This is a genomic window from Pararhizobium capsulatum DSM 1112, assembly GCF_030814475.1.
Lineage (GTDB): Bacteria > Pseudomonadota > Alphaproteobacteria > Rhizobiales > Rhizobiaceae > Pararhizobium > Pararhizobium capsulatum.
Genome location: NZ_JAUSVF010000001.1, coordinates 2,154,140 through 2,166,589 on the forward strand (window position 1 = coordinate 2,154,140; position 12,450 = coordinate 2,166,589).

Annotated in this window: 15 protein-coding genes and 1 pseudogene; 12 read left to right on the forward strand and 4 right to left on the reverse strand. The window is 59.3% G+C overall.

What is annotated here, in order from left to right; all coding sequences use genetic code 11:
* Position 1 precedes the first annotated feature (1 nt).
* Positions 2–130, reverse strand: coding sequence for a hypothetical protein (locus tag QO002_RS30890; protein ID WP_370878476.1), 129 nt, complete (start codon positions 128–130; stop codon positions 2–4).
* On the opposite strand from QO002_RS30890, the gene rpsE reads away from it, so the two are divergent.
* The 12 genes from rpsE (at position 124) to sugE (ending at position 9,812) form a co-directional block, all read left to right on the forward strand.
* A complete protein-coding gene (gene rpsE / locus QO002_RS10395) occupies positions 124–693 on the forward strand; it encodes a 30S ribosomal protein S5 (protein WP_307229290.1) in 570 nt (189 codons plus the stop codon). The genes QO002_RS30890 and rpsE overlap by 7 nt on opposite strands.
* A gap of 13 nt (positions 694–706) precedes the next feature.
* Entirely contained in the window at positions 707–910 is a 204-nt protein-coding gene (gene rpmD, locus QO002_RS10400; RefSeq protein WP_307229292.1) for a 50S ribosomal protein L30, read from the forward strand.
* Between the two features lie 13 nt (positions 911–923).
* Entirely contained in the window at positions 924–1,394 is a 471-nt protein-coding gene (gene rplO, locus QO002_RS10405) for a 50S ribosomal protein L15 (protein ID WP_307229294.1), read from the forward strand.
* 227 nt (positions 1,395–1,621) lie between these two features.
* Positions 1,622–2,962, forward strand: a complete 1,341-nt coding sequence (gene secY / locus QO002_RS10410; protein ID WP_307229297.1) for a preprotein translocase subunit SecY — start codon at positions 1,622–1,624, stop codon at positions 2,960–2,962.
* A complete protein-coding gene (locus tag QO002_RS10415; RefSeq protein ID WP_307229299.1) occupies positions 2,959–3,537 on the forward strand; it encodes an adenylate kinase in 579 nt (192 codons plus the stop codon). The genes secY and QO002_RS10415 overlap by 4 nt, the downstream gene beginning before the upstream one ends.
* Before the next feature lie 228 nt (positions 3,538–3,765).
* Positions 3,766–4,134, forward strand: coding sequence for a 30S ribosomal protein S13 (gene rpsM / locus QO002_RS10420; protein WP_307229301.1), 369 nt, complete (start codon positions 3,766–3,768; stop codon positions 4,132–4,134).
* Between the two features lie 237 nt (positions 4,135–4,371).
* Positions 4,372–4,761 (forward strand): 30S ribosomal protein S11, encoded by a 390-nt coding sequence (gene rpsK, locus QO002_RS10425; protein WP_018328263.1) that lies wholly within the window; start codon positions 4,372–4,374, stop codon positions 4,759–4,761.
* 97 nt (positions 4,762–4,858) lie between these two features.
* Positions 4,859–5,869, forward strand: coding sequence for a DNA-directed RNA polymerase subunit alpha (locus QO002_RS10430; RefSeq protein WP_037100639.1), 1,011 nt, complete (start codon positions 4,859–4,861; stop codon positions 5,867–5,869).
* A gap of 120 nt (positions 5,870–5,989) precedes the next feature.
* Positions 5,990–6,412, forward strand: a complete 423-nt coding sequence (gene rplQ / locus QO002_RS10435; RefSeq protein ID WP_307229306.1) for a 50S ribosomal protein L17 — start codon at positions 5,990–5,992, stop codon at positions 6,410–6,412.
* A 175-nt stretch (positions 6,413–6,587) separates the two neighbouring features.
* Entirely contained in the window at positions 6,588–8,021 is a 1,434-nt protein-coding gene (locus QO002_RS10440; RefSeq protein WP_307229308.1) for a DegQ family serine endoprotease, read from the forward strand.
* A complete protein-coding gene (locus QO002_RS10445) occupies positions 8,018–9,328 on the forward strand; it encodes a replication-associated recombination protein A (protein WP_307229310.1) in 1,311 nt (436 codons plus the stop codon). Before QO002_RS10440 ends, QO002_RS10445 begins: the two co-directional genes overlap by 4 nt.
* Positions 9,329–9,497: 169 nt before the next feature.
* The gene (sugE, locus tag QO002_RS10450) at positions 9,498–9,812 is read left to right on the forward strand and encodes a quaternary ammonium compound efflux SMR transporter SugE (RefSeq protein WP_307229312.1); all 315 of its coding nucleotides are present in this window, start codon (positions 9,498–9,500) and stop codon (positions 9,810–9,812) included.
* 157 nt (positions 9,813–9,969) lie between these two features.
* On the opposite strand, the gene QO002_RS10455 is transcribed toward sugE, so the two are convergent.
* The 3 genes and pseudogenes from QO002_RS10455 to QO002_RS10465 all read right to left on the reverse strand — a co-directional run bounded on the left by QO002_RS10455 (position 9,970) and on the right by QO002_RS10465 (position 12,398).
* Positions 9,970–10,755: an ATP12 family chaperone protein gene (locus QO002_RS10455; RefSeq protein WP_307229314.1), complete on the reverse strand. Its 786-nt coding sequence runs from the start codon at positions 10,753–10,755 to the stop codon at positions 9,970–9,972.
* Positions 10,748–11,412, reverse strand: a pseudogene (locus QO002_RS10460) (HAD-IA family hydrolase). The gene QO002_RS10455 and the pseudogene QO002_RS10460 overlap by 8 nt, the downstream one beginning before the upstream one ends.
* Positions 11,412–12,398 carry an RluA family pseudouridine synthase gene (locus tag QO002_RS10465; protein ID WP_307229316.1) on the reverse strand — a complete coding sequence of 329 codons (987 nt, stop codon included), beginning with the start codon at positions 12,396–12,398 and terminating at the stop codon, positions 11,412–11,414. The pseudogene QO002_RS10460 and the gene QO002_RS10465 overlap by 1 nt, the downstream one beginning before the upstream one ends.
* Positions 12,399–12,450: the final 52 nt, after the last annotated feature.

Consider the following 12,450-nt stretch of genomic DNA (forward strand, 5'->3'; position numbering starts at 1 on the left):
TTCAGGCATTCGTGTCTGGACTCGAACAAGTTGCATAGATAATACCCCGGTCGCTTCGGTCTTGCACCGAAGCGACTTTTGTCAATCTGCCGATTGCACCGGAAAAGAAAAAGGAAAAGGACAATGGCACAAGAAAAAAGAGGTTCTCGCGAAGACCGCCAGAACCGCGAGGAGCGTGACAGCGAATTCGTTGACAAGCTCGTCGCCATCAACCGCGTCGCAAAAGTCGTCAAGGGCGGCCGTCGTTTCGGCTTTGCTGCTCTCGTCGTCGTCGGCGACCAGAAGGGCCGCGTTGGCTTCGGTCATGGCAAGGCACGCGAAGTGCCGGAAGCCATCCGCAAGGCCACCGAAGCTGCCAAGCGCGAACTGATCTTCGTTCCGCTGCGCTCCGGCCGTACGCTGCATCATGACGTTCACGGCCGTCACGGCGCTGGCAAGGTTCTCCTGCGCGCTGCCAAGGCTGGTACCGGCATCATCGCCGGTGGTCCGATGCGCGCCGTCTTCGAAACGCTCGGCATGCACGACGTTGTTGCGAAGTCGACCGGTTCGTCGAACCCGTACAACATGATTCGTGCCACGTTCGACGCCCTCAAGAACCAGATGCACCCGAAGGACATCGCAGCTCAGCGCGGCATGAAATATGCTACGTTGCAGGCTCGTCGTACGTCCGCCGGCGTTGCTTCCGAAGAATAAGGGAGCCTGAACAATGGCCAAGAAAGAAGTTGCACAGAAGACGGTTACGGTCGAACAGATCGGTAGCCCCATTCGCCGGCCTGCCGTACAGCGCCAGACGCTGATCGGTCTCGGGCTCAACAAGATGCACCGGGTTCGCACTCTGGAAGATACGCCTTCCGTTCGCGGCATGATCCGGTCTGTCCAGCACCTCGTTCGCGTCGTCGACGAGAAGTGAGGGAGATACAGTCATGAAACTGAATGAAATCAAGGACAACGAAGGCTCGACCCATAGCCGCAAGCGTCTCGGCCGCGGTATCGGCTCGGGCTCCGGCAAGACCGGTGGTCGTGGTGTCAAGGGTCAGAAGGCTCGTTCGGGCGTTGCGATCAACGGCTTCGAAGGCGGTCAGATGCCAATCTACCGTCGTCTGCCGAAGCGCGGCTTCAACAACATCTTCCGTGCGGATTTTGTCGTTGTGTCGCTCGGCCGCATCCAGACCGCAATCGACGCCAAGAAGCTTGACGCTTCTGCAGCGATCGATGCTGCTGCCCTGACCGCTGCCGGCGTTATCCGCCGCGCCAAGGACGGCGTTCGCATTCTGGCCGATGGCGAACTGAAGGCGAAGGTTTCGCTCGAAGTTGCCGGTGCTTCCAAGTCTGCGATCGAAAAGATCGAGAAGGCTGGCGGCTCGATCAAGCTGCTTTCGGGCGCTGCTGAATAATTGCTTTGAGAACCGCCCGGGGTGCTTCACACCGGGCGGTTTTGCTCCCATATGTGAGCCCTCACGGATAATGCGGCAGGATAGGCCGTAGCGCATTGAACGGAGACCTGGTGGGCCCATGATTGCAGTCGCAGTCGTTTTCGCGCCGGTTTCCAACCACAGAATTTAGCTTTTCCGGAGCAACCCGGTTCGTTCCGCGGGTTCCGACTGGCTACGCGGAGAATTGCATGGCTTCTGCAGCGGAACAGCTCGCCTCAAACCTGAACTTTTCGACCTTTGCCAAGGCAGAGGATCTGAAGAAACGCCTTTGGTTCACCCTTGGTGCGCTGCTGGTGTATCGTCTCGGCACCTACATCCCGTTGCCCGGCCTCAACCCTGAGGCATTTGCGCAGGCCTTCCAGGGGCAGAGCGGCGGTATTCTCGGCCTCTTCAACATGTTTTCCGGCGGCGCGGTTGCCCGCATGGCGATCTTCGCCCTCGGAATCATGCCCTACATCTCTGCCTCGATCATCGTTCAGCTGATGACCTCGGTCGTCCCGTCGCTGGAACAGCTAAAGAAGGAAGGCGAGCAGGGGCGCAAGATCATCAACCAGTACACCCGCTACGGCACGGTGCTGCTCGGCACGCTGCAAGCCTATGGCATTGCGGTTGGACTTGAGAGCGGCAACGGTCTCGTCATCGATCCGGGCTGGTTCTTCAAGATTTCCACCGTCATCTCGCTGCTCGGCGGCACGATGTTCCTGATGTGGCTCGGCGAGCAGATCACCTCGCGCGGTATCGGCAACGGTATTTCGCTGATCATCTTCGCCGGTATCGTCGCGCATCTGCCGACGGCTCTGGCCGGCACGCTTGAACTTGGTCGCACCGGCGCGCTTTCCACGCCGCTGATTCTTGCGATCATCGTCATGGTCGTAGCCGTGATCGCGCTGATCGTCTTCGTCGAACGCGCCCAGCGTCGCCTGTTGATCCAGTATCCGAAGCGACAGGTGGGCAATCGTATGTTCCAGGGCGATACGTCGCACTTGCCGCTGAAGCTGAACACCGCCGGCGTTATCCCCGCAATCTTTGCATCGTCGCTTCTGCTTCTGCCGGCGACGCTTGCAGGCTTTGCCAACAGCGCCAACATGCCAGCTTGGGCAACGACGGTGGTTGCGTCTCTCAGCCACGGCAAGCCGCTCTACATGGTGCTTTACGGCGGCATGATTGCGTTCTTCGCCTTCTTCTACACGGCCATTGTCTTCAATCCGAAGGATACGGCCGACAATCTGAAGAAGCATGGCGGCTTCATCCTCGGTATTCGCCCGGGCGAGCGCACTGCCGAATACATCGACTACGTCCTGACACGCATCACCGTTCTCGGTGCGATCTACCTGATGTTCGTCTGCATTCTGCCTGAAGTTCTCATCGCGCAGACCGGCGTGCCGTTCTACCTTGGTGGTACGTCGCTTTTGATTGTTGTCAGCGTGACCCTTGATACTGTAGCACAGGTGCAGGGTCACCTGATCGCTCAGCAGTACGAGGGGCTGATCAAGAAGTCGAAGCTGCGTGGAGGGAAGAGGGGACGATGAGGCTGATATTTTTGGGGCCGCCGGGTGCCGGCAAGGGCACACAGGCAAAGCTGCTGACGGAAAAGTATAACATTCCGCAGCTTTCCACCGGCGACATGCTGCGCGCGGCCGTTGCCGAGCAGAGCGACGTTGGCAAGCGTGCCAAGGCCGTGATGGATGCGGGGCAGCTGGTTTCCGACGAGATTGTCAACGAGATCGTTTCCGACCGCATCGATGCGCCGGATTGCGCATCGGGCTTCATTCTCGACGGATACCCGCGCACGGTTCCGCAGGCCGTGGCTCTGTCCAAGATGCTCGAAGGCAAGGGGCTTGTGCTCGATGCCGTGATCGAGTTGAAGGTCGATGAAGAAGCGCTTTTGAGGCGCATCGAGAATCGTGTAGCAGAAACCATTGCTGCAGGCGGCAAGGTTCGTTCGGATGACAATCCGGAATCGGTGAAGAAGCGTCTCGTCGAATATCGCGAGAAGACAGCACCGCTTTCGCAGCATTATGCCTCGACCGGTCAGTTGAAGACTGTCGATGGCATGGCGGATGTCGCGGTTGTTACCCGCGAGATCGAGAAAATCCTGGGTTAGGCCTTGGCCGAAATCCAAAAAGCACAGGATGGGAGTTGACTTTTACAGTCGATTCCGTCAAACACCGCGCTAACTCGCAACATGCTGGGATCGGCGCGGATTTCGAGAACGAAGTCCGGGCGCGATCTTTTTGACGTGTTCCGAACATCAACTTAACGGTCAGTCCCTTTTGGGCTGTATAACGAAGTACCTATTGCCGGACGGCAACTGGAAGCAAGGAGAACAGGCGTGGCTCGTATCGCTGGCGTCAACATCCCGACTGCAAAGCGCGTTGTTATCGCGCTGACCTATATTCACGGGATCGGTCCGAAATTTGCGCGGGAAATCATGGAAAAGGCCGGTCTTCCGGCTGACAAGCGTGTCCATCAACTGACGGACTCTGAAATCCTGCAGATCCGCGAAGCCATCGACCGCGATTACCAGGTCGAAGGTGACCTGCGTCGCGAGACGTCGATGAACATCAAGCGTCTGATGGACCTGGGCTGCTACCGCGGCCTGCGTCATCGTCGCTCGCTGCCGGTTCGCGGTCAGCGCACGCACACCAATGCTCGCACCCGCAAGGGTCCGGCAAAGGCGATTGCTGGCAAGAAGAAGTAATTTCCCTTCAGGGGAAATGGAGAGGCTGGTGCTCGGCGCCGGCCTCTTTTCGTAGTTTCGGAAGGGGCGTCCAGCATGCCCCTCCCGGTGGAGCTGCTGGCATTACGGCAGTGACGATATCGCCGCGCGGGCCGGGTATCCGGTTTGCGTAAAGACTGGAATTCAGGTCGGGACTTAGTCCCCTCCGGTGGAGCCGCTGGTACTACGGCGGTGCAGAGATCAACGAAAGGTATACCAATGGCCAAAGAAGCCACCCGCGTTCGCCGTCGCGAACGTAAGAACATTTCCACGGGCGTTGCTCACGTCAACTCCTCGTTCAACAACACCATGATCACCATCACCGACGCGCAGGGCAATGCGATTGCCTGGTCGTCGGCCGGCTCGAAGGGCTTCAAGGGTTCGCGCAAGTCGACCCCGTTCGCAGCCCAGATGGCTGCCGAAGATGCTGCCAAGAAGGCGCAGGAACACGGCATGAAGACGCTCGAAGTCGAAGTTTGCGGCCCGGGTTCGGGTCGTGAATCGGCTCTGCGCGCGCTGCAGGCTGCAGGCTTCATGATCACCTCGATCCGTGACGTTACGCCGATCCCGCACAACGGTTGCCGTCCGCGCAAGAAGCGCCGCGTCTGATCATTCACTTCGTCGGCCGGGGGAGGGTTACTTCCTCCGGTGCTTCAGGGCTCGGTTGCCACGATAGGATGGTGGCAACGAACGGAAGGCAAAACACATGATTCAGAAAAACTGGCAGGAACTCATCAAGCCGAACAAGGTCGAGTTCTCCTCTTCCGGCCGCACCAAGGTAAGCCTTGTTGCCGAGCCGCTTGAGCGTGGCTTTGGCCTGACCCTCGGCAACGCGCTTCGCCGCGTTCTTTTGTCGTCGCTTCGTGGCGCTGCGGTTACCGCGGTGCAGATCGACGGCGTCTTGCACGAGTTCTCCTCGATCCCGGGCGTCCGGGAAGACGTGACGGATATCGTGCTCAACATCAAGGAAATCGCCATCAAGATGGATGGCGACGACGCAAAGCGCATGGTCGTGCGCAAGCAGGGGCCGGGCGTTGTTACCGCCGGTGACATCCAGACGGTTGGCGATATCGAAATCCTCAACCCGAACCATGTGATCTGCACCCTCGACGAGGGCGCAGAGATCCGCATGGAGTTCACCGTCAACAACGGCAAGGGCTATGTGCCGGCCGACCGTAACCGTTCGGAAGATGCTCCGATCGGCCTCATCCCGGTCGACAGCCTGTACTCGCCGGTCAAGAAAGTGTCCTACAAGGTGGAAAACACCCGCGAAGGCCAGGTTCTCGACTACGATAAGCTGTCGATGCAGATCGAGACCGATGGTTCCGTCACCGGTGAAGATGCCGTCGCATTTGCAGCGCGCATCCTTCAGGACCAGCTCGGCGTCTTCGTCAACTTCGACGAACCGCAGAAGGAAGCCGAAGAAGAAGCCGTTACCGAACTGGCCTTCAACCCGGCGCTCCTCAAGAAGGTCGACGAACTGGAACTTTCCGTCCGTTCGGCGAACTGCCTGAAGAACGACAACATCGTCTATATCGGCGACCTCATTCAGAAGACCGAAGCCGAAATGCTTCGCACTCCGAACTTTGGCCGCAAGTCGCTGAACGAAATCAAGGAAGTTCTCGCTTCCATGGGCCTGCACCTCGGCATGGAAGTGCCTGCATGGCCGCCCGAGAATATCGAAGATCTCGCCAAGCGCTACGAAGACCAGTACTGAACAAACAAAAGGCAGGTGTAACTCTGCCTTTCCCAGTCAAACAGCAGGCAAAAGTCTGCATGTGCCAGGAAACGGCAGGCCCATCTTGAAGAGGGACCCTGCATTTAAAGGAGAATAGCAATGCGCCACGGTGTAGCCGGCCGCAAGCTGAATAGAACTGCAAGCCATCGAAAGGCAATGTTTGCCAATATGGCTGCCTCGCTCATCGAACATGAGCAGATCGTCACGACCTTGCCGAAGGCAAAGGAAATCCGTCCGATCGTCGAGAAGCTCGTAACTCTCGGCAAGCGCGGCGACCTGCACGCTCGTCGTCAGGCCATCTCGCAGATCCGCGACGTTGCTGTTGTTGCCAAGCTTTTTGACGCGATCGCTTCGCGTTACGCAACCCGCAACGGCGGTTACCTGCGCATCATGAAGGCCGGCTATCGTCACGGCGACAACGCAGCTCTCGCAGTCATCGAATTCGTTGACCGCGATCCCGCTGCCAAGGGTGCCAAGGATCTGGCCCGCGTTGCTGCCGAAGCAGAAGCTGAAGCCGCTTAATATTTTCCGTTCTTCGGGAAAACTGACAGCCGGGCCAAAAGCCCGGCTGTTTTGCGTTTGGGGTGCTGCGTTAGGGCCGGTGTTGAAGCGGTTCATCTTCACGTTTCCGCCGTCTTTGCTTTTTACCCATGAGGTCCTATCTCTAGGTCCCAATGATCGATTCCAGCAGGTTCTCATGACCCGTAAACCTTTTGCTCTCGTCCTGTCCGCGATGGCCGGACTGGCGCTTCTCGCCTTTGTTGTTCAGCCGAAGACGAGCGATGCTCAGACCAGCGCGACAGAAACGCAGAAGACCATTCCGCAAAACCATGTCGAGATGCAGCTTTCCTTCGCGCCGCTCGTCAAGCAGACGGCGAATGCGGTCGTGAACGTCTATGCCGAGAAAACTGTCCAGGGCCAGTCGCTGTTTTCGGGTGATCCCTTCTTCGAGCAGTTCTTCGGCCAGCAGATGCCGAACCGTTCGGAAAAGCAGTCCTCGCTCGGTTCCGGCGTGATCGTCGGCAAGAATGGCATCGTGGTGACCAACAATCATGTTATCGAGGGGGCAGACGACATCAAGGTGGCACTTGCGGACGGGCGGGAATTTGCAAGCAAGGTCATGCTCAAGGATGATCGCCTGGATCTGGCCGTGCTGAAGATCGAATCGGACGGCCCCTTCGAAACCATTCCTTTCGGCAATTCCGATGCGGTCGAGGTGGGCGATCTTGTGCTAGCCATCGGCAATCCGTTCGGCGTCGGCCAGACGGTGACGTCAGGCATCGTCTCTGCGCTCGCTCGCAATCAGGTCGTATCCGGTGATTTCGGCTTCTTCATTCAGACGGATGCCGCGATCAATCCCGGCAACTCCGGCGGCGGTCTCATCAACATGAAGGGCGAGCTGATCGGCATCAACACTGCGATCTTTTCGCGGGGCGGCGGCTCGAATGGTGTTGGCTTCGCTATCCCCGCCAATCTCGCCAAGGTTTTTGTCGCGTCTGCAGAAGGTGGAAACGGCAGTTTCAGCCGGCCCTATATTGGCGCAAGTTTCGAACCCGTCACGTCCGAAGTCGCCGAAGCACTGGGGCTTGAGCGGGCACGCGGCGCACTCGTCAGTTCCGTTGTCGAAGGTGGCCCAGCCGAGGCCGCCGGTCTGCGTCCCGGTGAAGTCGTAATGGCTGTAAACGGTATCCCGGTAGAGCATCCCGACGCGCTCGGTTACCGTCTGACCACAGTCGGCGTCGGCCATGATGCCAGGCTGACGGTGGCTGACAACGGCAAGACCCGCGATGTCGTTCTGTCCCTCACTGATGCTCCCGAGAAGCCTCCGCGCGATGAAAGGCTGATCGAAGGACGCAATCCCTTCGCAGGTGCTGTCGTCGGTAATCTTTCGCCACGACTTGCGGATGAGCTGCATATGCCGGGCGGATCGAAGGGAGTTGTCGTGACCGAGGTCAATCGCGGCTCACCGGCGGCCCGGGTTGGCTTTCAGCCCAAGGATATCATCGTCGCAGTGAATGGAACGGCGATTGAGAACTCGGCGTCGCTCGAGGAGCTTGCCGCGCAGGACCCCTCTTTCTGGCGCGTCGAGATCGAACGCGATGGCCAGCGCATTCGTCAGTTCTTCCGATGAGCGATCTGTTCTCGCCCCACGAGCCGCCGGGCATGGAGACAAAGCGTCCGCTTGCAGATCGTCTGCGTCCGCAATCACTCGCAGAAGTCACAGGACAGGCGCATCTGGCAGGGGAAGACGGCGCCCTGTCGCGCATGATCGCTTCGGGAACGCTTGGCTCGATGATCTTCTGGGGGCCGCCGGGGACAGGCAAGACCACCGTGGCGCGATTGCTTTCGGGCGAAGCGGGGCTGGCCTTCGAGCAGATTTCCGCGATTTTTTCGGGTGTTGCCGATCTCAAGAAGGTCTTCGAATCGGCTCGGGCGCGACGGATGTCCGGCCGGCAGACGCTGCTTTTCGTCGACGAGATCCACCGTTTCAACCGCGCCCAGCAGGATAGCTTCCTGCCTGTCATGGAAGACGGCACGGTGATCCTCGTCGGTGCGACGACGGAAAATCCGTCCTTTGAACTCAACGCCGCTCTTCTTTCGCGTGCGCGGGTGTTGACCTTCAAGCCGCATGACGAGGCAAGCCTTGCCGAGCTTCTGGACCGCGCCGAGGAAATTGAGGCCCGACCGCTTCCGCTCGACGAGGACGCGCGGGCAAGCCTGATCCGTATGGCAGATGGTGACGGGCGAGCCGTACTGACGCTTGCCGAGGAGGTCTGGCGTGCCGCCCGCAAGGGGGAGGTTTTCAATGTAGCCGCGTTGCAGGAGATCGTCCAGCGCCGCGCACCTGTCTATGACAAGGGCCAGGACGGTCACTACAATCTCATCTCCGCGTTGCACAAATCGGTGCGTGGCTCAGACCCGGATGCCGCACTTTACTATCTCTGCCGCATGTTCGACGCTGGCGAGGATCCGCTCTATCTCGGACGGCGGCTGGTACGCATGGCAGTGGAGGATATCGGCCTCGCCGATCCGCAGGCACTCGTTGTCTGTAATGCAGCCAAGGACGCCTACGATTATCTGGGGTCACCGGAAGGGGAGCTGGCGCTGGCGCAGGCTTGCGTCTATCTGGCAACCGCGCCAAAATCCAATGCCGTCTACACCGCCTACAAGTCGGCGATGCGCGCGGCCAAGGAAAACGGCTCTCTGCTGCCGCCCAAGCATATTCTCAATGCCCCGACCAAGCTGATGAAGGGCGAAGGTTATGGTGACGGCTATCGCTACGATCATGACGAGCCCGATGCCTTTTCCGGCCAGGATTATTTTCCAGAGAAGATGGGGCGGAAAACTTTTTACGACCCGCCGGAGCGTGGCTTCGAGCGGGATATTCGCAAGCGGTTGGACTGGTGGGCCAAGCTGCGTCGAGAGCGCGGGACCTGAGGACAACCCTCAAGCCGAGCGATGTCTGCGGGGCATGGCTGACTTGCCCTTTGATATCTTGCGGATAAACGGTGTCGATGGCATATAGGCGTCATGCAGACGGCTGCACGGGAGGCGATTCTTCCGAACATCCGCGGGGACGGCCTCGCTCCTTTGAACGGAGTTTATCATGGCCTGGGCTATTCTTTTCCTCGCTGGACTTCTCGAAATCGGCTGGGCGATCGGGCTGAAATATACGGATGGCTTTACCAAGCCCTTGCCGACGGTGCTGACGGCGGCTTCCATGGTTGCGAGCGTCGTGCTTCTGGGGATTGCGATGCGCAGCCTGCCGCTCGGAACAGCCTACGCGATCTGGACCGGTATCGGTACGGTCGGTACAGTCATTTTCGGTATCTTCCTTTTCGCCGAACCTGCGACAGCTGTCAGAATCGGCTGCATCGCCCTGATCGTCGCCGGTATCGCCGGGTTGAAGATGACAGCATAAGCCTATGAAAAGCCACGCCTTTAAAGTTTGTCAGGGAAAAGTGGGAACCGGTTTTCCCGAAAAGACAAACGGAAACAGAAGAATCTGGAGGACGTCTGCTTCAATCTGAACCAGACGTCCTCCAAAGACGGGCATTTTACGGAAAGGGCGCGGTTGTTTAGCGCAGGGCGTCCAGAGTCTTCGCTGCCGCCTGCATCTCCCGCCAGCGAAGTTCGCGACGCTGGAAGGCTTCCTCGTCGGTTCCCCAGTGTTCGATCTGCCAGTCTTCGTCGACATGGGCGAAGGCCCAGGTTTCTTCCGCAGTAGCCCTCTGTTCGGCAAAGGCAAGCGCGAGTATAGCGGATCCGGTCAGCGTCGTGATGGTATGCAGGCATGCCAGACCAAGCGGGGTTGCATAGGCACGAAGCGCATTGGCAAAGGCATTGACGGCTGCACGCGGCTGTTCCTGATGGATAATACCTTCGGCAAGAACGAAGCGCGCGCCAAGGCTTTCGGCAGCCCAGGCCAAAATGGGATCCCAACCCTCCATCTGTCGCGCAACAAGACCCTCCGGTTCGGAGGCACGGTAGCAGAGAAGGTCAGTCCCCGAGAATTTCAGGATATCTTCGAAAACAGCGCGAATATCCTTGGCAACGCCGTCCAGGGCCGTGTTGGCGAGCCGGGTTACCGGCATGGTCGCGGGATCGATAACGTCCTTCTGGGCGTCCCATTCTTCCGCGAGCAAGGCTGCAACCCGGGCTGTCGGAACCGATAGCGGGTTCTTTGCCGGCGTGCGAACCGTGCGGCCGTCGAGCAGCACCGCGTGGCCACCATTGTCAGAGGAAGCAACAGTTACGGCCGTATAGAAGCGCTTCGGCAGTGGCTTCAGCATCTGAATCTGAGCGCGGCGTACGGGTTCGGGATCGCTGAGTGCGCCCGTCAAGTCATCGCGGATATCAGGCATGCTGTCTCTCCATCCATTTCAGGATTTCCTCTGGCGTGCGGACAATGTGGTCAGCGCCGGCTTCGACGAGATCCGGCACCGAGGCATAGCCCCAGGACACACCCAGCGCCGTTGCACCAGCACTTTTGGCCATCTGCATGTCATAGATTGCATCACCGATGACGATGGTATCGCGAGCATCGATCCCAGCTTCGGCGCAGCATTCCGTCACCATGGCCGGATGCGGCTTGGACGGGCAATCATCCGCGGTACGGGATGTGAAGAATGTCTTTTCAAAACCGTGGCTTGCGCAGATCGCTTGAAGTCCGCGACGGGACTTTCCCGTTACGGCACCCAGAATCACGTCGTCCTTTTGTGAAAGGGTGGCGATCATGCTGGCGATACCCGGAAAGAGCGGCTCCTGAAAGCCCGGCTCGGCGCGGACACCGGTAAAAATCGACTTGTATGCGCTGTCATGGCCAGCGACTGATCATCCACATGAGGTATGCCGCGCATGCGCGCGATGGCAATATCCAGCGTCAGTCCGATGACGCCTTTGGTCTCTGAAAGCTGCGGTCGCGGCAGATTGAAATCGACGAAGGTGCGCGACATGACCTCATGGATCAGGCCCGCGCTATCGACAAGCGTTCCATCACAATCAAACAGGACGAGTTGCATCAGTCCTTCTCTCCGGCATTGTCGAGATCAAAACCGAACAGGTTCCAGGATTGCGTCATATGCTGTGGCATCGGCGCCGTGATCTTCAGGCGTCCACCATCGGGATGCGGGATGTCGATGTGACGGGCATGCAGGTGCAGCTTGTTCTGGACCCCGCCGGGGAAGTTCCAGCCCGGCGCGTCATCGAAATATTTCGGATCCCCCAGGATCGGATGGCCGATGTGCAGGGCGTGGACGCGCAGCTGGTGCGTGCGGCCGGTATAGGGTTCCATCTCCAGCCAGGCGAAGTTCTGGCCCGCCTGCTCGATGACGCGGTAATAGGAAATCGCGTGATCGGCACCCTCTTCGCCATGCTTGGCGATGCGCATGCGGTCGCCATCCGGCGTCTGCTCCTTGACGAGCCAGGTGGAAAGTTTGTCTTCCCGCTTGCGCGGCACGCCCTTGACCAGCGCCCAGTAGATTTTCTTGGTGTCGCGCTCACGGAAGGCGGCCGTCAGCTTTTGGGCTGCACCCCGGGTGCGGGCGATGACGAGAACGCCTGACGTGTCGCGGTCGAGCCGGTGCACGAGGCGCGGCTTCTCGCCCCGCGGGCTGGTCCATGCCTCCAGCATCTGGTCAATATGCCGGTTGACGCCGGAGCCACCCTGAACGGCGATACCCGGGGGCTTGTTGAGCACAATCACCTTGGCGTCTTCATGCAGAAGCATGCGCGACAGAAGCTCGTGATCGGAGGCATTGCGCAGGTCGCGCCCGGCAATCGGACCCGTCTTCTTGGCATCGACGTCCATCGGAGGGATTCGAACAACCTGGCCCGGCTGGACGCGGGTATCGGATTTTACGCGGCCACCGTCCACGCGGATCTGACCCGAGCGGAGAAGCTTTTGCAGCGGGCCGAAGCCGAGGCCGGGATAGTGCACCTTGAACCAGCGATCGAGCCGCATGCCCGTTTCGTCGGCTTCCACCTGCCTGTGTTCAATACCTGCCATCTGTTCAATCCGCTTTCGTCACCACGCGCCATCCGTGCGATGCCGGATCGCC